This is a genomic window from Kitasatospora sp. NPDC058063, assembly GCF_042885395.1.
Taxonomy (GTDB): domain Bacteria; phylum Actinomycetota; class Actinomycetes; order Streptomycetales; family Streptomycetaceae; genus Kitasatospora; species Kitasatospora lactacystinica.
Genome location: NZ_JBHVSD010000019.1, coordinates 15,877 through 35,535 on the forward strand (window position 1 = coordinate 15,877; position 19,659 = coordinate 35,535).

Here is a 19,659-nt window from a genome sequence, read left to right on the forward strand (position 1 = left end):
TCCGTGACCGGCAACGATGCGGTCCTGGCGTTGATGGTGGCAACGGCGCTCGGCTTCGACTTCACCAACGACTTTCACGACACCGGCAACGCGATGGCGACCTCGATCGTCACCGGAGCACCCTTGCCCTGATCGCCCACGGCACCCTGCTCGCGTCGATCGGCTGGGGCATCTCCGTCATCGTCGGCCACAGCTTAGACCACCCGGACCCCGTTCCTCTCCCGAGGCGGCTGCGCGGACGACCGGCCGCCCGTAGGGTCGTCCCGAACGGGCCGAGCGGAAGCCGCCGCCCGGTCCGGAGGGCAGGAGGTGGTCGCGGTGCAGTTCCAACCCGTCCTCGTCACCGGGGTCGGCGGGCGCGTCGGGGGAGTGGGACGCGCGGTCCTCGACCGGTTGCGCGCCCGGGGTGTGCCCGTCCGGGCGCTCGTGCACCACGACGACGAACGGGCCTCGGCGCTGCGGGCCGTGGACGGCGTCGAGGTGGTGGTCGGTGACCTCACCCGCGGCGCCGATGTGGTCGAGGCGTTGGCGGGCTGCCGCCGGGCCTACTTCGGTATGAGCGTGTCACCCGCGCACCTGGAGGCCGCGACGACGGTCGCCGCGGCCGCTCGGGAGGGCGACGGCCTGGACCTGCTGGTGAGTATCTCGCAGATGACGGTCTCGCAGATGGACCTCACCAGCGTCGCCGAGTCGCGGCACCAGCGGCTGCACTGGCTGGCCGAGCAGGTCCTCGACTGGTCGGGGGTGCCGGTCGTCCACGTGCGGCCCGCGGTGTTCATGGAGAATCCGCTGTTCGCGCGGGTCGCCGTCGCCTCGATCCTGCGGGACCGCACGATCCGCCTGCCGTTCGGTTCCGCCCGGACCTCCCCGGTCGCCGCGGCCGACGTGGCGGAGGTCGTCGCACGGCTCCTGCTCGATCCGGTGCCGCCGTCCCGCCGCGTCTACGAACTGACCGGCGCGCGCTCCCGCGACCTGACGGCCGTCGCGGCCGAGTTCTCCGCCGCCCTGGGCAGTGCCGTGACCTACGTCGACGTCCCGTACGAGGAGTGGCTGGAACGCGACCTCAGGCCGCAGGACCTGCCGCCCCACGTCTTCGAGCACATCGCCACGATGGCGCGGCTGCATGGCGAGAACCGGTACGACCGGGCCACGAACGACGTCGCCGAGCTGCTCGGACGCCCCCCGCTGGGGTTCGACCACTTCGTCAGGAGCACCCCCGCCCTGCAGATGTAGGCCGACCCGTCAGCTCTTGCCGTTGTTCGCCGGGTTCCGCAGCCGGCGACGGGAGGAGAGACCTTGCTTCCCGAAGATATTTCTCTGGTGCCATTCGACGGTGCGGGGGCTGATGAACAGCCGGGTTCCGATCTCGGCGTTGGTGAGTCCCCCGCGGACCAGTCGGACGATCTGGCTCTCCTGTGCCGTGAGTTCGCTCGCGGCGACGGCTGCAGGCATGGTCACGGTCATCCCGGCGGCTTGGAGCTACCGCGCGGATCGGGCCGCGAACGCCGTCATGCCCATGGCGGTGAACAGGTCGTACGCAGTCCGCAACTGCCCTCGGGCCGCCTGGCGGCGGCGCTCGCGGCGGAGCCATTCTTCGAGAGCGCCCCTGACGAAACCGCCTTCGCCCGCGCCTACCCCGGAGCGACCGGCACCCGCGTCACCGGCCTGTGGAACCGCTATGACCCCGACGGCATCCTGTGCCCCGCGCCCTGAGCGCCAAGGAGAGAACAGTGAGCTTCCCCTTCCCCGTCCCCGACAACAGCGACCCGCGCTGGACGCGCGAGGGCGGCGTCCACGTCCGCCGCGGCGAGGGCATCGCACGCCGGCTCGCCGGCGACACCTGCACGATCACGGCGACCGCCGACGACACCAACGGCGCCCTGGGCTTCGCCAAGGCCGTCGTCCCGCCGGGCGGCGGCGCGATCCCGCACGCCCACGGTCGCGAAGAGGAGGCCTTCTACGTTCTCTCCGGGGACTTCGACGTCGTCAACGGCGACGAGATCGTCAAGGCGGGGCCTGGGGACCTCCTCTTCGTCCCCCGGGACGACCGGCACGGTTTCACCAACACCGGTGACCTGCCCGGCCGACTTCTCACCTTCATCATGCCCGGCGGACACGAGGGCTTCTGGCTCGACAACGGCATCGACCCGGAGCCCGGCAAGGCGGCGCCTCCCCTGACTCCGGAGGACCTCGTGGCCCTCACGGCGGTGCTTGCCAGGCACCAGGTGACGATCATGCTCGACCGGGAATCCTGACCCCCCTCACAGGGAGTCCACGAGCCCGCCGTCGATGACGAAGTCGGCGCCCGTGATGTTCGCGGCGCCGGGGCCGGCAAGGAACAGGACGAGGTCCGCGACCTCCGCCGGGTGGGTGAAGCGGCCGGTCGCGGACTGGGCCGCGGCGGCGCGGGCCACGTCGTCGGGGCCGACACCACGGGACCGTCCGACCGTGGCGGCGACGCCGTCGGCGCCCTGCCACAGCGCGGTCTCCACCGGGCCGGGGCCGATCGTGTTCACCCGTACGCCTCGTGGTCCCACCTCCTTGGACAGGGCCTTGCAGAAGTTGGTGAGTGCGGCCTTGGCGGCGCCGTAGTCGATGACCAGGGGGTCCGGCAGCCGGGCGTTGACCGAGGAGACGGTGACGATGCGTCCCGCGCCGGAGGCGAGCAGGTGCGGCAGGGCGGCTCGGGTGGCGCGGACGGCGGTCATGAGGTTGATGCTCAGGGCCCAGTCCCAGTCCTCGTCCGTCACGCTCAGGAAGCCGTCCACCCTCGGGCGCACCGCTCCGACGTTGTTCACCAGCACGTCGATGCCGCCATGGAGCCCGGCGGCCCTGGTGATCAGCTCGGCCGGACCGCCCGGCGTTGCGAGATCGACTTCCACGACGGTGAGGTCCGCGCCCTGCCTCACATGCGCGTCGAGGGCCTCGGTGCGTGCCCGTGATCCCGCGACGACGTGGCATCCCGCCGCGAGGAACGCCTCGGTGATGGCGAGCCCGATGCCGCGGCCGGCCCCGGTGACGACGACGGTCCGGCCGGCCAGACCGCCGTCGTCACCTGGCCCTGCCGCTCGCGATGGTGTGGAAGGGGTCATCGCAAGGTCTCCACGGTCTGTCGTGCCTTCCCGCTGAACACGGTCCCTGCCGAGCTGCTGTGCAGTCGGCGCCCGTGAACGAGGACGACGGGGATCGAAGTTGTCACGGCTGGAGCCTCTCTGCCTGATGCTGTTCGGGTGCGGTTGCCGCCTGGGGTGACCGACACGCATCGGGCCGGGCTGTCGAGCCTCGGAGCGGTGGGTGCCGAGGGAGGGCGAGCAGACGGATGTCGAGCGTGGTCAGGCTTCGTCGTGGGCTCGGCCGGGGTCATTGGGGTGGGATTCGAGCGGGGTCACGGTGAGTGTCATCCATGGGCGCAGCGGGAGGGTATCGAGGACCTTTCCGTGGAGTTCGTCCTCGTCGGTGGCGCGCCAGATGCCGATGCTGCGCAGCTCGCCGATCGGGCGCCAGAGTCGGGCCAGGTGGCCGGCGGCGGCGAGTTCGCGGGCGCGCTGGGCCTCGGCGGCGCGGCGGCGGTCGATCTCCTCCTGGGGGGTGCCCTCGGGGATGGTGGTGGTGATCTCGACCAGGAACTCGCGCATGGGGTGACTCCGTTGTTCGGACGCTGGGCCGGGCCGGGGCGCTGCAGGATGTCGCGCGGTGGGGTGCTTGCCACGACCGGCGTCCTCGCTGGTCGTAGGTGCATCCTCTCAGCGGCTCTGGCGTGTGGGGCGTGGAGTTGCGCCAACCGCAGTACTTCGTGGCGTCGCCGAGGAGCTGAAGCTGAACGGTGAGTCGCCGAGTTGCTGCCGATCGCCGGGCCATTGTTGTCCGAGCAGATCAAGGCGCGGGGTCGGGGAGGATCTCGGTGGTGTAGCGCTCCATGAGCTCGCGCAGGCCGCGTACCGGGGCAGTGAGCGGGCGACGGTGGAGGCGGTGTCGCCGGTGATTTCCTGGAGCCAAGGCCTGATCTGGGTTTTGAGGGTGCCACTGGTCCCAGAGGCCGTCCCATTCGAAGGCGCCGTCGCAGCATGCCTCCAGCAGGTCGAGTTCGCCGGCGTCGGCAGCCTGACGGGCCAGCTCGAACAGCCACAGGATGACGGAGTCGACGTCGCCTCGTTCGGCGTGCCGGCCGGTGCTGCTGAGGAGAACGGCCATCGCGTGGGCGACCTCGGTGGCTGTTCGCGGATCGGCCAGCAACGCCGGCGCGACGAGACTGACGTCGAGCCGCGCGAGGACGCCGACGTGGAGTTCCGCATCCTCGGGGTGCCGGGCCCGCCAGACTGACGAGCGATGAGGCCACGCCGTGATCGCCGGCCTCCACTGCCGGAAGGAGGGCTTCGGCGCGAACGACGGCCGGCTCCGGTGGGGCCTCGGTCTCGTGGGCGATGTCGGCGAGAAGCTCGGCGACGTTCTGCTGTCGGTGAGCCGGGTTCAGCTGGGTAGCGGACTTCACGACACCTCGCCATGGCCCGGCCGTGGGAACCAGGGGGATGTTGGGGCTCGGATCCTCCCCGGTGAGGACCCACCCGATGAGCTGCCCAAGGCTGAAGACATCGGCTGGAGGGTCGGCTTGGTGAGCATCGACGGACAGTTCGGGTGGGGCGAACCCCTGGCTGCCGTACGGCTGGCCGACGCGGGTCCGGTCCGCATGGGTGGCCTGGCCCCGCGGCCGGCGTCCCAGGCCCCGGTCGGCGCGGGTCCACCGGCCCTCCAGGTAGAGGATGTTCGCCGGCTTGATGTCGCGGTGAATCCACCCGTGGGAGTGCGCTTCCTCCAGGGCCGCGCACACGTCCCGCAGCAAGGTTCGCAGGGCCTCGTCGTTCCTCAGATCGATACGGCAGTCGACGGCGGTGGCTTCGGCCCAGGGCATCACGAACCAACTGTGGTCGGCGGCAAGGTCGAGGACCGGCATGGCGTTCGGATGCCCGGTGAGCATCCTGCCGATCTCGATCTCCTGCCTCATACGCGCCCGGACAGTGGGCAGTTGGGGCCGTCAGCAAACTCGGCATTGAGTCAGCATGGGTCCTGTCGGACGCTGTCGCGGATGGTCGAACGGTGTCACGCGTCGAGTGCGGAGGCGAGCGCCGACAAGGGCGCTTCGGGGTGGGCACAGGGGGACTCCGGCTCGGGGGTGCGGCGGACCCGGCCGTCGCACCCCCGATTGGCAAACGCCCAGTTCAGCGCACGTTTCCCCGAGGCTTGAGGGGGATTCCCGGGAGCTCCGGGGCGGGGAGGCGGTCGCCCGGGTAGCCCTGGACCTCGCCGAAGCGGTCGGGGTTCGCGGAGCTCATCCATTCCTCTCGCGCTCGGGTAATGTCTTCGTGGGACCGCCCGATGAAGTTCCACCACATGACGATCCGCTCCTCGAACGGCGTGCCGCCGAGCAGTACCAGCCGGGCGTCGGTCCCGCCGGTGTTGGTGAGGGTGAGCGTGCGGCGGCCGGGGGCGACGTAGCCGAGTTCGGCGGGGCGCAGCGGGGTGTCGAGGAGGCGGACCTCGCCGCTGTCGACGAGCAGGCCGTGCTCGAAGGCGGGGTCGACGTCGAGGGTGACGACGGCGTGCGGGCGCAGGGTCAGCTCGGCGCCGAGCAGCGGGGTGAAGGTGGGGACGGGGGAGGTGTCGCCGACGAGGGTGCCGAGGAAGACCCGCGCCTCGCCGCCGTCCAGGGCGACCGGGGCGGGGGCGTGGTGGCGGAAGTCGCGGCCGGTGTGCCGGTGCTCCTCGGGCAGGGCGACCCACAGCTGCACGCCGTGCAGGACGGTGGTGGCCGGGGTGGAGACCTCGGAGTGGGCGATGCCGCGGCCGGAGGTCATCAGGTTGACCTCGCCCGGCCGGACGTAGGCGTGGACGCCGAGGCTGTCGCGGTGCTCGATCTCGCCGGTGAACAGCCAGCTCACGGTCTGCAGCCCGGTGTGGGGGTGCGGGGCGACGTCCATGCCGCCGGTGCCGGCGACGTCGTCGGGCCCGTAGTGGTCGACGAAGCACCAGGCGCCGATCATGGTGCGGGAGCGCTGCGGGAGGGTGCGGCGTACGGTCATCGCGCGCGGGCCGCCGAGCGGGACGTCCCGGGCGGGCAGGATCTCCACCCGCGGGTCGGCGGCGGGCGTCTCGACGAGGTCGGTCTCGGCGGTGCTCACGGGGGTCCCTCCCAGATGGTGATTAGTTCTATATTCAACTATCATGCCATGGCAGAGTGGCGGGCGACAGTGCGACCAGCCTAAGGAGTCCAGGTGAGTGATGTGACGGTGGTTCCGACGGACCGGCGGGTGTTCATCGACAAGCAGAGCCCCCAGGCGTACAAGGCGCTGCTCGCCGCCGCCGAGGCGGCGCGCGAAGTTGCGGCCGAAGCCGGGCTGGGCCGCCGGCTGATCGAGCTGGTCAACCTCCGCGTCTCGCAGATCAACGGCTGCGCCTACTGCCTGCACGTGCACACCAGGGCCGCGATCCGCGAGGGCGAGACCGCCCAGCGCCTCGGCGTGCTCGCGGCCTGGCGCGACACCGAGGTGTTCACCGACCGGGAGCGGGCCGCGCTCGGGCTGGCCGAGGCGACCACCTCTCCGGCGGACGCGGCACTCCAGGAGGCCGCGTACGGCGTGGCGCGCGAGGTGCTGAGCGACGAGGAGATCTCCGCGGTGGTCTGGGTCTCGATCGCCATCAACTCCTTCAACCGGGTGTCCATCCTGAGCAAGCACCCGGTCCGCCCGGCCCCGGCCCGGTAGTCGCGACCGCCGGAGGGTCTCCGTCTTCCGGCGGAGGCCCTCCGTTGACGGGTGTACGACCGGCTCCTTCCGGCGGAGGACGACCGACCGTCAGGGCAGCGGCGAGGCTGGGCGTCGAGGGCGAGGGAGTGCTCGCCGACGGCGAAGGTGGGGTCGCATGGCACGGCGTACGTTTGTCTCCGGGCTGGTGGGGGCGGTCTGTCTGGCACTGGCCGGGCCGCTGGTCCCGGCGGGTGCGGCCGGGGCCGCCGACGGACGGCCGGGCCCCGGCGACCCGCGGGCGGCGGCCCTGCGGGCGCTGACCGACGCCGGCGCCGTCGGGGCGATCGCGGAGGTCCGGGACGGGAACGGCACCTGGCGCGGGGCGTCCGGAGTCTCCGACCTGGCCACCGGCGCACCGCTGCGCACGGACGGGCGGTTCCGGGCCGGCAGCGTCACCAAGATGTTCATCGCCACCACGGTGCTGCAACTGGTCGGGGAGGGGCGGATCGGCCTGGACGACCCGGTCGAGCGGCACCTGCCCGGGCTGGTCCCGAACGGCGACCGCATCACCGTCTGGCAGCTGCTGAGCCATCGCTCCGGACTCTGGGACTCCACCAACGGGAAGGGCGGGGTCTTCCCCGACTGGAGCGACCCGGCGGCCGTCCGGAACTGGCTGGACCAGGGCGGCCTGACCCGGCACATCACCCCGGCCCAGGTGGTGGCCTCTTCGGCGGCGCACGCGCCCAAGTTCCCGCCGGGCACCGGGTACGGCTACTCCAACGTCAACTACACCCTGCTCGGCATGATCATCGAGAGGGTGACCGGGCACGGCTACGCCCAGGAGGCCACCGCGCGCATCCTGCGCCCGCTCGGCCTGACCGGCACGTACTTCCCGGGTACGGCCACCGGCATCCGGGGCCCGCACGCGCACGGCTACTGGACGCTGTCCGAGGGCCCCGGCCCGGAGGACCGCGGCGACCGGGACGTGACGGTGGCGAGCGTCACCTGGGCGAACTCGGCAGGGGAGGTGATCTCCACCCTGGGCGACCTGAACCGCTTCGAGAAGGCCCTGCTGGGCGGCCGGCTGCTGCCGCCGGCGCTGCTGAAGGAGATGACCACGACGACCCCGATCGTGATCGAGGGCATGCCGACCGGGCTGGGCTACGGGCTCGGGCTGGCCCGCTGGCAGCTCTCCTGCGGTCCGGTCTACGGGCACGACGGCTCGGTGCCCGGGTACAGCACCCAGCTGTGGAGCTCGGGCGACCGGCAGGTGTCGCTGTCCGTCACCCCGCGCGGCGACCAGGCACAGGTCGTCGCGCAGATGCAGGCGGAGGCCGGCTTCCTGGAGCAGTCCTTCTGCGGGACAGGGGCAGCGGCAGGGGTGGGGACGGGGAAGGCGGTGGGCCCGGCGGTGCAGGGGCCGGCGTTGCAGGGTCCGGCCGCCATGGTGCCGAGGCTGGGCTGACCGCCTGCCGGAGCGGTGCCGTTTCCTTCCGGCGGGCGGCCGACGGCCCGGGGCCGGGCGCCCGGGAAAACCGGTGGCTCCGGCCTCCGTCGACGGTGAGAATGCACCGGTGATCCCCTCGCCGCTGTCCCCTGCCCAGGATCCCCGCGCCTGGTCCGTCGCCCCGGACTATCCGGGGATGCAGGACCTGGTCGCCGGTCTGGAGGTGCCCGCCGGAGCCGCGATGGGCGTCATGGGCGCGCTGGAGACCTCCCGCGAGCTCATCCGGCACTCCTACTACCGGTACGAGTTCGCCACCGTTGCCGTCACCCACGCGCTGTTCGCCCTGGAACAGGTCCTCGTCGAACGACTGGCCGTCGAGGAGCCGCTCCGGGAACTGATCGGACGGGCCGGCGCCGAAGGGCTCCTCGGGCCCGGGCTCGTCACCGAGATCGAGGCGAGCTTGCGACTGCGCGACGAGCTCGCGCGGGGCACCGTGACGACCGGCGCCGTGCCCCCGTCGCGGGCCGTCCAGCTGGTGCGCGCGGTCTTCGACGCCGTGTCCGCGCTCCTCCGCCCGCCCGTGGCGGCGGACGCAGCCGGCGGGGCCACGGACGAGGAGCCGGCCCGGGAGCGGATCGACCGGCTGTGGGAGGAGCACCGGCGGGCGCCGTTCCCCAGGAGCTTCCTCGGGGTGGACATCGCGGGGGTGTGCCTGATCCTCCTGGAGGACGCCGTCGCCTCCGCCGTGTTCCGGGAACAGGGCGGCGGATTCGACGACCGCGGCATCTCCGACCTCTGGCACCGCATCGCCGACCTCGACAAGATCGTGCCCCTGATCGACGAGCAGTACTGCCGCGAGTACTTCGCCAGGCTCCGGACGGTGGCCGGGCTGGTGGCCGCGTCCCAGCTCCCGCCCGCGACCTGACCCGCGCGCCGAGACCGGGCTCGGGACGCCGGAGTTCCGCTCGGTGGCCCGACTGCGTACGGTGATGCACGCATCATCGGCATCGGAGAGGGGCGCGCGTGACGGCGGGGACGGAAGACGGCGCAGGCATGACGGACATGGCGGGTACGACGGACACGGTGGGTGCTACGGACATGGTGGGTTCGGCCGATGTGACGCTCAACCTCTGGCGTCGGCCGCTCGACGAGGTGCCGACAGAGGTGTGGGACCGCGCCGAGCTGACCGTGCTCATCCTCGCCGAGACCGGTATCAGTGAACTCCCTTCCGGTATCGGCCGGTTGAGTGTTCTGCGGACCCTCGACCTCGGGCACAACCGGCTCGCCGCGCTGCCCGCCGAGCTCTGCGACCTCACCGGCCTCCGGGACTTCCTCTACCTGCACGACAACGCGCTGACCGTCCTGCCCGAGGCGCTCGGACGGCTCACCGCGCTGCGCTACCTCAACGTCGGCGAGAACCTGCTCACCGAACTCCCGTCCACCATCGGCGACCTGGCCTCGCTGATCGAGCTGCGCGCGCAGCACAACCGGCTCACCGCTCTGCCGGAGGCGATCGGCGAACTCGGTGCGCTGCGCGAACTTTGGCTGCGCGGGAACGAGTTGACCGATCTGCCGGAGTCGGTCGGTCGGCTCGCCGGGCTGCGCGAGCTGGAGCTCCGGGAGAACGCCCTCACCGAACTGCCCGCCGCGCTCGCCGGGCTCCCGCAGCTGCGCCGCCTCGACCTGCGCGGCAACCGGATCACCGAACTGCCCGACTGGCTGACCGATCCGGGCGCGCTGCCCGCACTGGAGAAGCTGGACCTGCGGTGGAACGAGGTGCGGCCGCCGGGCCGGCTGCTGGCGGCGCTGGCCGCGCGCGGGTGCGTGACGCTCTTCTGAACGGCCGGGCTCCGGCCCGGGTGAAAAGATCACCGCCGACAGTGCGGAGCTGTTACCGTGGAACGCATGAAGCGCGCTGCACTCGCCACGACGACGCCGGAGAGAGTCCCGGCGCGCTGACTGCTGACCCAGTTCGAAGCCCCGGGGCGAGTGCCCCGGGGCTTCGCCGTTCCCGGACCCACTCGCCCGCCCACCCGAGTGGAGACCACCGCCATGAACGGCCACCCCTCGCACAACCGCCCCCCGCACGACGACGCCCCGCACGACCAGGCCCCGCACGACCGCCCGATGCACGACCACCGCAGGCTCGGCCGCGAACTCGACCTGTTCGACACCGACCCGCTGATGGGCTCAGGCCTGCCGTACTGGCTCCCCGACGGCGCCGCGATCCGGCACTCCCTGGAGGAGTTCATCCGCGGCCGCGAGCGCCGGGCCGGCTACCGCCACGTTTACTCCCCGGTGCTCGGCAAACGCGAGCTGTACGAGATCTCCGGCCACTGGGCGCACTACCGCGAGGACATGTTCCCGCCCATGGAACTGGGCGCCGAGGAGATGGTGCTGCGCCCCAGCCTCTGTCCGCACCACGCGCTGATCTACCGCTCACGCTCCCACAGCTACCGGGAACTGCCGCTGCGCATGGCGGAGTTGGGCGGCATGTACCGCTCCGAGCTGTCCGGGGTGCTGGGCGGGCTGACCAGGGTCCGGGCGATCCAGCTGAACGACGCCCACATTTTCTGCACCCCGGAGCAGGCGGCCGACGAGGCCGTCGCCGCACTGGAGCTGATCCGCGAGGCGCACCGGGCACTGGGCGTCGTCCCGGTCCGCTACCGGCTCTCGCTGCCCGGCGCGGGCGGCAAGTACGTGGCGGACCCGGCGCTCTGGGAGCGTGCCGTCGCCCTGCTCACCGAGGTGCTGGAGCGCTCCGGGGTGCCGTTCGAGGCGGCGGAGGGCGAGGCGGCGTTCTACGGGCCCAAGATCGACGTGCAGATCGCCGACGGCGCCGGCCGTGAGTTCACCCTCTCCACCGTGCAGATCGACTTCCACCAGCCGGAGCGGTTCAACCTGCACTACATCGGCGCGGACGGCGCCAAGCACCGCCCGGTGATGGTGCACCGCAGCGTGATCGGCAGCGTCGAGCGGGTGGTCGCCCACCTGATCGAGCTGTACGGGGGCGCGTTCCCGGCCTGGCTCGCGCCCGTCCAGGTGGTGCTGCTGCCCGTCTCCGAGGCCGAACTGCCGCAGGCCGAACGGTTCCGGCAGCGCTGTCTGGACCTCGGCCTGCGCGCCGAGGTCGCCGGGCCCGAGCACGGAACCCTGGGCGCCCGGATCCGCGAGGCCCGGCTGGTGCCGTACCAGGCGGTGATCGGGGCGAAGGAGGCCGTGGACGACCGGGTCGCGCTGCGGTTGCGGGACGGCCGGCGGCTGGAGCCGCTGCCGGCTGAGGAGGCGTGGGCGCGGATCGGCGCGCTGGTGGCGGCGTGCGACGCGGAACTGTGGGCGGAGGACGCCTCCCGGCGGCCGTAGGGCCCCGGCCTCGGACGCCCGCCCGCGGGGCCTCGGTGGGGCCGTTCGTGGCATACGTACGACTAGTGCGGTGTGCGGTGTGTCGGTCGGGCCGAGGGTGGCGGCCGCCCGTCGAATGGGCCGGGCGGCCGAGTCCGCGGCCGCCGCTGTCCCCACCCGTACGGAGGTACTCCCGATGCGCATCCCACACGGCCTCGCCGTTCCCGCCCTGGCCGGCTGTCTCGCCCTCGCCGGAGCGGTGGCCGCCACCCCGGCAGGCTCGGCAGAGCTCCGCCCGCTGCCCAGCCCCGCCGTCCAGTACTGTGCCGCGGTGCTCGGGCACGTCCCGGGCGCCGACACCGCCACGCAGGCTCTCGGGCGGGCCTGCTCCTCGGACTTCCGGGCCGATCAACTCGCGCAGGCCGGAGGAGGATTCGAGGCCTACGGGCCGGCCGGCCACCCGTCGCTGCCGATGGAGTAGGCCCGGTCGGGGCGGTCCGCCGGCCGACCGCGCCGCACGAGGCGCAAGCCCCGTGCGGCGGGGCCGGTCAGTAGGACTGGAGCTCGATCACGTGGCCGTCCGGATCGCGCAGATGGGCGCTGCGCAGGGTGGGGCCCCACTCCGGGCGGTCGGTCGGCGGGGTGACGGGGGTGCCGCCGTGGCGCAGGCAGAGGCCGAGTGCGCCGTCCACGTCGTCCACCCGGAGGACCAGCATCGCGGTGTCCTGCGAGGGTGCGGCGGGGTGGGCGGGGAGCTCGGCGACGCCGAGGGTCGCGGCCATCGCGGATCGGTCGAAGAGGGCAAGGCAGCTGCGGTCGGCGAGGTCCCAGTTGGCGTACGGGCCCGCGGGCGCGCCCTTGGCCAGGGTGGCGCCGGTGAGCGCCGGGAGGACCGCGCGGTAGAAGGCGAAGCACTCGGCGAAGCGGGTGACGAGCAGGCGGGGGTACGGGGCGTCCACGGGCGAACTCCTGGCAAAGGGGGCGGAGAGAGCGGCGGTGCGGGGGCGGTGCGGGGGTGGTTCCGCCGGTTCCCGAGTTGATGGGGTGCAACCCACTATAGGGAGAGACCCTAGACTGCCGCCATGGCCTCCGAGAACCCGCACCCCGCCACCGAACTCCCCCCGACCCTGCTGGACCTCAGCACCTACCTGCTCTCCCGGATCGGCAAGGCGGCGCGCGGCCGCCTCGCCGAGCTGCTGGCCGAACGCGGCCTGCGGCTCTGGGACATGGCGGTGCTGGCCGCACTCGCCGACTTCGGCCCGCAGGCCCAGCGGGACCTGGTGCGGCGGCTGGCCATCGACCCGAGCGACCTGGCCAAGGTCGCCGACCGGCTCGCCGCCGCCGGGTACGTCGAACGCGCCAGGGACCAGGCCGACCGGCGGAGGGTCTCGGTCTCGGTCACCGATGCAGGACGGGCGCTGCTCGCCGACCTGGAGGCGCAGGCGCGGGCGGTGCAGGACGCCGTGCTCGCGCCGCTGGACGCGGGGGAGCGGCAGGTGCTGCAGGAACTGCTGCTGCGGGTGCACCACGGGACGGGGGAGTGGCGCGGCGGCCTGTGACCGTGGGGCGGGCGTGGGGCCGGTCGGGGCGGTGGCATCGCGTCGGCCGCTTCGGGCCGGTCGCGTCGGGTGGCCGCTTCAGGTCGGCCGCTTCGGGCCGGTCACGTCAGGCCGGGGGTTGCCCCGGGCGGCGGGCGCCGGCGAACTCGCCTGCCCAGCGCGGCACGTCGAGCACGTTCTCGACCCGGGCGACCAGGGTGCCCGTCCGCTCGGCGTGGATCATCGCGCCCTCGCCGACGTGGATCCCGACGTGGTGCAGGGGGGCGTCGGGGCGGGAGAAGAACAGCAGGTCGCCCGGGGCGAGCGCGTCGCGCTCCACCGGGGCGCCGAGGTTGAACTGCGCGACGGTGTAGTGCCCGAGCTCTACGATGCCGTGGCTGGCCCGGTACCAGCAGTAGAGCGAGAGGCCGCTGCAGTCGAAGCCGACCGTCTTCTCGCCCATGCACACGCCGTTCAGCCAGCCGTTCTCCTCGTCGCAGAAGCCGAGGCTCGCGCCCAGCCGGTCGCCGCCGCCCCAGGCGTACGGCACGCCGAGCTGGCTCGCGGCCACGTCGGCGACCCGGCGGCCCAGCGCGGCCGCGGGCAGCGACCGGGCCGTCCCGGGCGGGGCGTCGGACGCCGCCTGGGCGGCCGGGCCGAGCGCCGGGACGAGGCCCGCCCCGAGCGCGAGGCCGAGCATGCGGCGCCGACGGACGCCGGAGGTCTGGTCACGGTCGGACGGTTGGGGCTCCATGGCGGTGCCTCCCGGTGCTGGAGGTGGCTGGGCGTCCGGGGGCGTGGTGCCCGGGCGCAACCACCAGGATTCCGTTGCGGCGGGCCGGTCCGCCATCACCCGCAACGGTGAATCGCCGACGCAAGAACGCCGAAGTGGAGGGGGGTTCGCCGGTAAATGGTTTGACGGTCGTTCAGGAGACGCCAACGATGGGCGCGAACGTTCGGTCGGGACTGTCGGAGGACCACATGAGCAGCGCCGTCAAGCTGATCCGCTCCACGCGGCTGACCAGGGCGGTGGACTACGCCTACGCGGCGGAGGTCGACGCCCCGGCCCGCTCGCTCTGGCTGGCCGGGGCCTGCCCGCTGGACGAGGAGGGCCGGACGGTCGCCGTCGGCGACTTCGAGGGCCAGGCCCACCAGGTGATGCGGAACCTGATAGCCGTGCTGGAGGACAACGGTGCGGCCCTCACCGACATCGCCCGGACGACCGTGTACGTGGCCTCCGGCGACCAGGCCGACCTGGTGAAGGTGTGGAACGTCTACCGCGCCTACATGGGGGAGCACGACGCCCCGAGCACCCTGCTCGGCGTCACGGTGCTCGGGTACCACGACCAGCTGGTGGAAGTGGAGGCCGTGGCCGTGCTGCCCTCCGGGCCCGACGCTTCCTGACCTGACCTGACCCGGCCGTCGGCCCGCCCCCGGCCGGTCAACCGGTCATCAGCGCACGCTGAGCCTCACCGTGGCGCTCCGGCCGGTGTAGAACTTGTGGATCTGCTCACGCGTCCCGGAGCCGCAGGCCTGCACCTCCTCCGGGTAGCTCTTGCTGTCGGCGGCGATCGTGACCGTCGCGCACATCCCGTCGGCCCGGGTGTCCTCCACCCACCCGTCGACGTACAGCGACTCGACTCCCTCGACGTTCTTGCACTTCAGGGTCCAGGTGGCCTCCGCGCCGTCGATCTTGGGCGAGTCGCTGTGCGGGCAGGTCGCCGCGGTGGCGGGGGTCGCGGTCACCACCACCGTTCCGCCGACCAGCGCGAGAACGGCGAGAACGGCGCGGAGGGACAGGGCCAGTCGCATGGTGGGTCTCCTGGTGCGGGTGCGGGTGCGGGTGCGGGTGCGGGTGCGGACGTCGACGGAGGGCTTCCGTCGCGGGGGGTTTCTGCCGCACACGAAGCAGATCGATTCCGCGGGGCGGCGCAATGCGCTCATGTGGGTGACGTCGGGTTCGACGCGCTGCGGTGCGCGCAGAGCCTGCCGGGGCGTCAATCCCGGTTGACGGCTGGCAGGCTCAGCGAGCCGTGGCTGCAAGGAAGTTGGCCGCTCCACCCCTACCCTTGGGCCATGAAGCAGCACATCCTCACGCTGGTCCTCGGGGGCCTTCTGCTGGGCATCGTCGCGTTCGGCGCCGGCTGGTACACGGCGGACTCCCGGCAGACCGCTCCGGCGCCGACCTACATCACGGTCACGCCGGAGCCGGTCCCCACCGGCGCGGTCTCACCCCCGGCCTCGGCCGCCGGCCGGTAGCCAGTGGCCGGCGGCGCGGCCGGTGGCTACTGCCTGACCGCCCAGAACCGGTCGGCCATGTTGTCGTACGCGACCGACGCGGACAGTGACACCGCCGGCTCCTTCCAGAGCATCTGCCACTGGCCGTCGCCCGGGTCGTTGTCCACGATCACCTCCAGTCCGCGCGCCGTGTTCACCCAGCTGCTCGCCTGGTCGCGGAACCCGTAGTCGGTGAAGTACACGGCGGCGTCCTCGTGGAAGAGGTTGAACTGGAGCCGGCGGCCGCCCCAGTTCCTGTCGGCGTAGAAGCAGTAGTAGGACGGCTCGGTGGCCGGGGTCGGGCAGTTCTTCCAGTCCGGGCTCCGGGCGGTGCGGCGGTGGTGGTCGCCGCTCCACGGCGGTGCCTGCGGCTGCCCGGGCAGTGGGAGCACCATCACCGCGCCGTCGGGGTAGGTGATCTCGTTGGCGGCGGTCTGCTTGCCGCCCTTGCCCGCGGCGAGCTGGGCGTCCACCGACTGCTGGAGTGCGTCACGGTCGCGGTCGCCGAGTGCGGTGATGATGGCTCTCCGGTCCCCGGCCGGGCTGTGCGCGGCGGCGGCCTGCGCCCCGAGGGGCGCGGCCAGGAGCACGAGGGCCCCGGCTGTGCGGACGAGGAGTCGGCGGAGTCGAGAGTGCGTCATATGCCAAACGTAGCCGTGCAGATACCGCCGGTAACCTCGCTCTCTCGATCAGACGGCGCGTACGCGGCATTGGCGCGCCGGTGCGTGCGCGCCCCCTGAACGGGCGAACCTACGACTCGCGGGCGCCCTCGCCGAGCCGACCGGAGTCGCGGGCCCGGTCGGAGGCGCGCGGCACCAGGGGCGCGACGACGTGCCGGGCCGGGTGGGAGCCCTCGTCGTCGTTGTCGTCGTCCGAGTTCACCGAGGCGGTGACCGAGCCCGTCGCCGAGGAGGCCAGGCCGATGATCAGGAAGAGGACGAGCAGGCCGCGCCCGGCGCCACCCAGGACCAGCGGGCGGGTGGCCGAGGCCGGCCCGGCCGGCTCACTGCCCGGCTCGTCGCCGAACAGGCGCTTGGGGTAGGCGGACGAGACCATCACCAGGTAGGAGGTGAAACGCATCCGGTAGCGCAGGATCGCGGTCGTCGCCTCGTACAGCGGCTGCGGCATCCGGCCGAGGACCAGCACCACCAGCCAGAGGACGAACGACACCGTCCACCAGCCCGCGTACACCAGGCCCTGCACGATCGCGGCCGGGATGACGAGGAAGATGCGGAACAGCACGGCGAGCCGGTTCAGCTCACCCGGCCGCAGCCCGACCTGCACCGGATAGTCGGGGACCTCGAAGCGGAACGGCGGATAGCGGTCCACGGTGAGCATCATGTACGCGGTGACGCGGGTGTCGTACGGGATGAACACCGTGAGGTAGTCCGCCACGAAACCGGGCAGCCGGCCGAGCACCAGCGCACCGAACCAGCCGACGACGGTGACCAGGAACGCCACCACCGACAGCACCCACACCACCACGAACTGGGGGATCAGCAGCAGCGCGCGCAGCAGCACCGTCCAGCGGTTCTGCGGACCGGGCGCCGGCATGTCCAGCACCGGGAGCCACTCGCGGCTGACGGGGGCGGGGGGAGCCTGCCACATCCGGGCCTCCACGGTCTCGGGACGACGGGACCCGGCGGTCGGGCGCGGCCGGGTGCCCTCCGAAGATCGCAGCAACCCGCCCGTCCCGCGCGTCACGCTGCGCCGGACGGGCCAGTCGGCCGGTGCGGCCCGGCGTGGCGCGGCGTGGCCGACCCGAGGGGCAAGATGGAGGGCTACCGCCGGCCGGTGGCGCCGTGCGCGTGGCGCGCGGACGCTCCTACGGATTCAGGCGATCTTCGCGCAGAGCGGTTCGGCCGAGCCGTGCTCGAAGGTCAGCGTCCGGTAGCCGGTCGCGCTGATGTCGATGGTGTAGACGCCGTCGACGGTGTAGAGGTCGCGGGGCAGGTTGCCCGCGCCGGCGCCGACGCCGAGCAGGATCGGGCCGCGGGCGTGCCAGGTCTGGGAGGTGTCGGGGCGGTAGTCGACGACGGACCGGCCGCCGGCGTCCGCGTCGTACGAGGCGCCGGTGGTCGTGTTGGTGAGCCGCAGGACGAGCGCGCCCCGGAAGGCGGCGCGTCGCACGGTGGTGCCGTCGGGGGCGAACTCCAGGACCCGCCGCTGCACCTCGTCGACGACGGCCTCCATGTGCACGGGGAAGTCGCAGCGGGAGCCGGCCGGGAGGTCGAACACCGGCGAGGGCCACGGCTCCCACCCGCCCCGACCGGTGACGGCCCCGGCGGGATCGGCGGGATCGGCGGCGCCGTCGGTGATGGCGGGAGCGGGCGAGCCGGACGGGCCGGCCGCGGCGCTGGAAGCGGCGGCCGCCGGGCCGGTCAGGGTAGCGGCGATGGCGGCTGCCAGCGCGGTGGACGCGGCGTTGAACAGGATTCGTCGCATGATCGGTCCTTCTGGTGAGGTGCCGGGCGTTCGGGGGCCCAGCCTGGCAGGCACCCCTGACCGGATTCTCACCACGAGCCCAGGGCAGCCGCCCGCCCTGCGCCCGCGCGTGGGCGACCCGCGGACCTGACCGCGCCCGGATCGCCGGTCACGGCCGGCCGTCGGCGGGCACCGTGAGGAGATCGTGGCCTGCGCGCGCCTCCTCGCCGGGCCGCCCGGGCCCTAAGGTGGCCCGCCATGGAGTTTCGACTGCTCGGTTCGTTCGAGGCCAGCCACGAGGGTGAATCCGTCCTGGCCGGCAGCCGCCGTCAGGAGCGGGCCCTGCTGGCCGTCCTCCTGCTGGAGGACGGCCGGGTCGTCACCACCGACCGGCTGATCGACCTGCTCTGGAGCGGAAACCCGCCCGGCTCGGCCCGCGGCACCGTCCACACGTACGTCGGGCGGCTGCGGGCCCGGCTGCGCCCGTACGGGGTGGTGATCGGGACCCGGCACGACGGGTATGCCCTCGTTCCCGGCCAACACGCCGTCGACGTACGGGAGTTCCTCGACCTGACCGCCCGGGCGGCCGCCACCGGCGACCCCGGCGAACGGCTGCGCTGCCACAACCGGGCGCTCGCGCTGTGGCGCGGGCCGCTGCTCGCGGACGTCGTCGACGAGGCGCTGCGCGGACGGCTCGGGCGCCGGCTGGCCGAGCTGCGACTGTCCGCCCTGGAGCAGCGGGCCGAGATCCTGCTCGCCATGGGCCGGCACGAGCAGGTGCTGGCCGATCTGGCTGCGCCCTCCTTGGCCCTGCCCGCCTTGGCCGCGCCGTTGTCGGCCGTACCCTCTTCGGCCGTACCCTCTTCGGCCGCGCCCTCGGCCGGGGCGCCCGCCACCGATGGGCCGCTCGCAGCCGACGGCTCCGCGCCCGCCGGGCCCCAGTCCGGCTTCCCCGCCGACGACCTGCTGTCCCGCGAGCGCCTCGTCCTCGCCCTGATGACCGCCCTCTACCGGGCCGGCCGGCAGGTCGAGGCGCTGGCCCTCTACCGCCGCACCCGGCGCTTGCTGATGGACGGCGCCGGTGTGGAGCCAGGGGCCGAACTCGCCGCCCTGCACGACCGCATCCTGCGGGCCGACCCCCGGCTGGACCGCCCTCCGGCGCCGCTGTACGCGGTGCGGGTCGGCGATCAGTGGCTGCCGTGGAGCGCGGGCGGCCATCCGGCGCTGGAGTTCTGCAACACCTACGCCGGCTGGGGCGCCGATCCGACCGGCGTGCCGACCCCTGGGTCGGACTGGCTGCGCGGCTACCCCACGCTCGCGGTCTGGGCCGGCCACCACGACCTCGCCGACGGACCGGTCGTCGAGGCGCTGCTCCGCCGGGCGGCGGAGCGGCCCGCGGAGGCCGCCGGGGTGCTCGCCGACGCCCGCGCGTTCCGGTCGGCCCTCCACGCGTGCCTGACCGACCCGCAGGACGGCGCCGCCTTCGGGGCGGTGGCGGCGGTGGTGCAGGAGGCCGGGCGGTCGGCGGTCCTCATCCGGGGCGAGGACGGCCTGGCGCACTGGCGACTGCCGCCGTCGGCCGGCCTGCGGCTGCCGCTGTACGCCGCCGCCCGCGCGGCCGGCGAACTGCTCGCCGACCCGCGCCGGTTCACCGTCCGCCACTGCCCCAGCACCGGCTGCGGCTGGCTCTTCCTGGATGCGAGCGGCCGGCGTCGCTGGTGCAGCCTGGCGACCTGTGGGACCCGTCCGGCCTCCTGAGTCGTTCGGGCCGATACGCGGCCAGGTCCGGACTTTCCAACGCCTTGACGAACCCATGACACTGGCGGACCATCAAGCTGGCGCGCGCCGAACCTCCTCCACCGTTCCGCCCCCACGGACACCCACAGGAGGACAG

At 73.2% G+C, this 19,659-nt stretch carries 25 protein-coding genes and 1 pseudogene; 15 read left to right on the forward strand and 11 right to left on the reverse strand.

The annotated features are described in order from the left end of the window. Window positions 1-3: 3 nt before the first annotated feature. Entirely contained in the window at window positions 4-132 is a 129-nt protein-coding gene (locus tag ACFVUY_RS28815; protein ID WP_387734695.1) for a hypothetical protein, read from the forward strand. Between the two features lie 186 nt (window positions 133-318). After that, window positions 319-1,233: an NAD(P)H-binding protein gene (locus tag ACFVUY_RS28820; protein ID WP_387734697.1), complete on the forward strand. Its 915-nt coding sequence runs from the start codon at window positions 319-321 to the stop codon at window positions 1,231-1,233. A 9-nt stretch (window positions 1,234-1,242) separates the two neighbouring features. On the opposite strand, the gene ACFVUY_RS28825 is transcribed toward ACFVUY_RS28820, so the two are convergent. Then, window positions 1,243-1,464 (reverse strand): response regulator transcription factor, encoded by a 222-nt coding sequence (locus ACFVUY_RS28825; RefSeq protein WP_387734700.1) that lies wholly within the window; start codon window positions 1,462-1,464, stop codon window positions 1,243-1,245. 9 nt (window positions 1,465-1,473) lie between these two features. Between ACFVUY_RS28825 and ACFVUY_RS28830 the strand changes: the two genes are divergently transcribed. Together ACFVUY_RS28830 and ACFVUY_RS28835 are read left to right on the forward strand one after the other, a co-directional pair. After that, a complete protein-coding gene (locus ACFVUY_RS28830) occupies window positions 1,474-1,713 on the forward strand; it encodes a hypothetical protein (RefSeq protein WP_387734702.1) in 240 nt (79 codons plus the stop codon). A 17-nt stretch (window positions 1,714-1,730) separates the two neighbouring features. Continuing rightward, window positions 1,731-2,255, forward strand: coding sequence for a cupin domain-containing protein (locus ACFVUY_RS28835; protein WP_387734705.1), 525 nt, complete (start codon window positions 1,731-1,733; stop codon window positions 2,253-2,255). A 6-nt stretch (window positions 2,256-2,261) separates the two neighbouring features. Here the strand turns inward: ACFVUY_RS28835 and ACFVUY_RS28840 are convergent, their stop codons facing one another. Both ACFVUY_RS28840 and ACFVUY_RS28845 read right to left on the reverse strand, forming a co-directional pair. After that, window positions 2,262-3,092, reverse strand: coding sequence for an SDR family NAD(P)-dependent oxidoreductase (locus ACFVUY_RS28840; RefSeq protein WP_387734707.1), 831 nt, complete (start codon window positions 3,090-3,092; stop codon window positions 2,262-2,264). A gap of 240 nt (window positions 3,093-3,332) precedes the next feature. Continuing rightward, window positions 3,333-3,635, reverse strand: a complete 303-nt coding sequence (locus tag ACFVUY_RS28845) for a muconolactone Delta-isomerase family protein (RefSeq protein ID WP_387734709.1) — start codon at window positions 3,633-3,635, stop codon at window positions 3,333-3,335. Window positions 3,636-3,969: 334 nt separating this feature from the next. Between ACFVUY_RS28845 and ACFVUY_RS28850 the strand changes: the two genes are divergently transcribed. Continuing rightward, entirely contained in the window at window positions 3,970-4,320 is a 351-nt protein-coding gene (locus ACFVUY_RS28850; protein ID WP_387734711.1) for a hypothetical protein, read from the forward strand. A 223-nt stretch (window positions 4,321-4,543) separates the two neighbouring features. On the opposite strand, the pseudogene ACFVUY_RS28855 reads toward ACFVUY_RS28850, so the two are convergent. Both ACFVUY_RS28855 and ACFVUY_RS28860 read right to left on the reverse strand, forming a co-directional pair. Further along, window positions 4,544-4,999: pseudogene (locus ACFVUY_RS28855) on the reverse strand (serine/threonine protein kinase); the annotation flags it as partial. A gap of 214 nt (window positions 5,000-5,213) precedes the next feature. Next, on the reverse strand, window positions 5,214-6,173 hold the full coding sequence (locus ACFVUY_RS28860) for a pirin family protein (protein ID WP_387734714.1): 960 nt from the start codon (window positions 6,171-6,173) through the stop codon (window positions 5,214-5,216). A gap of 93 nt (window positions 6,174-6,266) precedes the next feature. Between ACFVUY_RS28860 and ACFVUY_RS28865 the strand changes: the two genes are divergently transcribed. From ACFVUY_RS28865 to ACFVUY_RS28890, 6 genes are all read left to right on the forward strand, one after another. Beyond that, window positions 6,267-6,755 (forward strand): carboxymuconolactone decarboxylase family protein, encoded by a 489-nt coding sequence (locus ACFVUY_RS28865; RefSeq protein WP_387734717.1) that lies wholly within the window; start codon window positions 6,267-6,269, stop codon window positions 6,753-6,755. Between the two features lie 157 nt (window positions 6,756-6,912). After that, the gene (locus ACFVUY_RS28870; RefSeq protein ID WP_387734720.1) at window positions 6,913-8,202 is read left to right on the forward strand and encodes a serine hydrolase domain-containing protein; all 1,290 of its coding nucleotides are present in this window, start codon (window positions 6,913-6,915) and stop codon (window positions 8,200-8,202) included. A 109-nt stretch (window positions 8,203-8,311) separates the two neighbouring features. Continuing rightward, window positions 8,312-9,109, forward strand: coding sequence for a hypothetical protein (locus ACFVUY_RS28875; RefSeq protein ID WP_387734723.1), 798 nt, complete (start codon window positions 8,312-8,314; stop codon window positions 9,107-9,109). 128 nt (window positions 9,110-9,237) lie between these two features. Continuing rightward, entirely contained in the window at window positions 9,238-10,023 is a 786-nt protein-coding gene (locus ACFVUY_RS28880) for a leucine-rich repeat domain-containing protein (RefSeq protein WP_387734726.1), read from the forward strand. Between the two features lie 213 nt (window positions 10,024-10,236). Beyond that, window positions 10,237-11,547 carry a threonine--tRNA ligase gene (gene thrS, locus ACFVUY_RS28885; protein WP_387734729.1) on the forward strand — a complete coding sequence of 437 codons (1,311 nt, stop codon included), beginning with the start codon at window positions 10,237-10,239 and terminating at the stop codon, window positions 11,545-11,547. Window positions 11,548-11,722: 175 nt separating this feature from the next. Continuing rightward, window positions 11,723-12,007, forward strand: coding sequence for a hypothetical protein (locus tag ACFVUY_RS28890; protein ID WP_387734732.1), 285 nt, complete (start codon window positions 11,723-11,725; stop codon window positions 12,005-12,007). A gap of 67 nt (window positions 12,008-12,074) precedes the next feature. Here ACFVUY_RS28890 and ACFVUY_RS28895 read toward each other — a convergent pair whose 3' ends face one another. After that, the gene (locus ACFVUY_RS28895) at window positions 12,075-12,485 is read right to left on the reverse strand and encodes a VOC family protein (protein ID WP_387734735.1); all 411 of its coding nucleotides are present in this window, start codon (window positions 12,483-12,485) and stop codon (window positions 12,075-12,077) included. Window positions 12,486-12,608: 123 nt separating this feature from the next. Between ACFVUY_RS28895 and ACFVUY_RS28900 the strand changes: the two genes are divergently transcribed. Next, complete coding sequence (locus ACFVUY_RS28900; protein WP_387734738.1) at window positions 12,609-13,085, forward strand: MarR family winged helix-turn-helix transcriptional regulator; 477 nt, start codon at window positions 12,609-12,611, stop codon at window positions 13,083-13,085. A gap of 106 nt (window positions 13,086-13,191) precedes the next feature. Here the strand turns inward: ACFVUY_RS28900 and ACFVUY_RS28905 are convergent, their stop codons facing one another. Further along, on the reverse strand, window positions 13,192-13,818 hold the full coding sequence (locus ACFVUY_RS28905) for a C40 family peptidase (protein ID WP_387684738.1): 627 nt from the start codon (window positions 13,816-13,818) through the stop codon (window positions 13,192-13,194). Window positions 13,819-14,045: 227 nt separating this feature from the next. On the opposite strand from ACFVUY_RS28905, the gene ACFVUY_RS28910 reads away from it, so the two are divergent. Next, window positions 14,046-14,468: a RidA family protein gene (locus tag ACFVUY_RS28910; protein ID WP_387684736.1), complete on the forward strand. Its 423-nt coding sequence runs from the start codon at window positions 14,046-14,048 to the stop codon at window positions 14,466-14,468. Between the two features lie 48 nt (window positions 14,469-14,516). Here ACFVUY_RS28910 and ACFVUY_RS28915 read toward each other — a convergent pair whose 3' ends face one another. Continuing rightward, window positions 14,517-14,876: a hypothetical protein gene (locus ACFVUY_RS28915; RefSeq protein ID WP_387684734.1), complete on the reverse strand. Its 360-nt coding sequence runs from the start codon at window positions 14,874-14,876 to the stop codon at window positions 14,517-14,519. 264 nt (window positions 14,877-15,140) lie between these two features. On the opposite strand from ACFVUY_RS28915, the gene ACFVUY_RS28920 reads away from it, so the two are divergent. After that, window positions 15,141-15,323 carry a hypothetical protein gene (locus ACFVUY_RS28920; RefSeq protein ID WP_387734741.1) on the forward strand — a complete coding sequence of 61 codons (183 nt, stop codon included), beginning with the start codon at window positions 15,141-15,143 and terminating at the stop codon, window positions 15,321-15,323. 26 nt (window positions 15,324-15,349) lie between these two features. On the opposite strand, the gene ACFVUY_RS28925 is transcribed toward ACFVUY_RS28920, so the two are convergent. From ACFVUY_RS28925 to ACFVUY_RS28935, 3 genes are all read right to left on the reverse strand, one after another. Beyond that, a complete protein-coding gene (locus tag ACFVUY_RS28925; RefSeq protein ID WP_387734743.1) occupies window positions 15,350-15,982 on the reverse strand; it encodes a peptidase inhibitor family I36 protein in 633 nt (210 codons plus the stop codon). A gap of 109 nt (window positions 15,983-16,091) precedes the next feature. Next, window positions 16,092-16,949 carry a DUF4389 domain-containing protein gene (locus ACFVUY_RS28930; protein ID WP_387734746.1) on the reverse strand — a complete coding sequence of 286 codons (858 nt, stop codon included), beginning with the start codon at window positions 16,947-16,949 and terminating at the stop codon, window positions 16,092-16,094. A 225-nt stretch (window positions 16,950-17,174) separates the two neighbouring features. Next, window positions 17,175-17,786 carry a hypothetical protein gene (locus ACFVUY_RS28935; protein ID WP_387734749.1) on the reverse strand — a complete coding sequence of 204 codons (612 nt, stop codon included), beginning with the start codon at window positions 17,784-17,786 and terminating at the stop codon, window positions 17,175-17,177. Between the two features lie 237 nt (window positions 17,787-18,023). On the opposite strand from ACFVUY_RS28935, the gene ACFVUY_RS28940 reads away from it, so the two are divergent. Further along, window positions 18,024-19,523 (forward strand): BTAD domain-containing putative transcriptional regulator, encoded by a 1,500-nt coding sequence (locus tag ACFVUY_RS28940; protein WP_387734751.1) that lies wholly within the window; start codon window positions 18,024-18,026, stop codon window positions 19,521-19,523. Window positions 19,524-19,659: the final 136 nt, after the last annotated feature.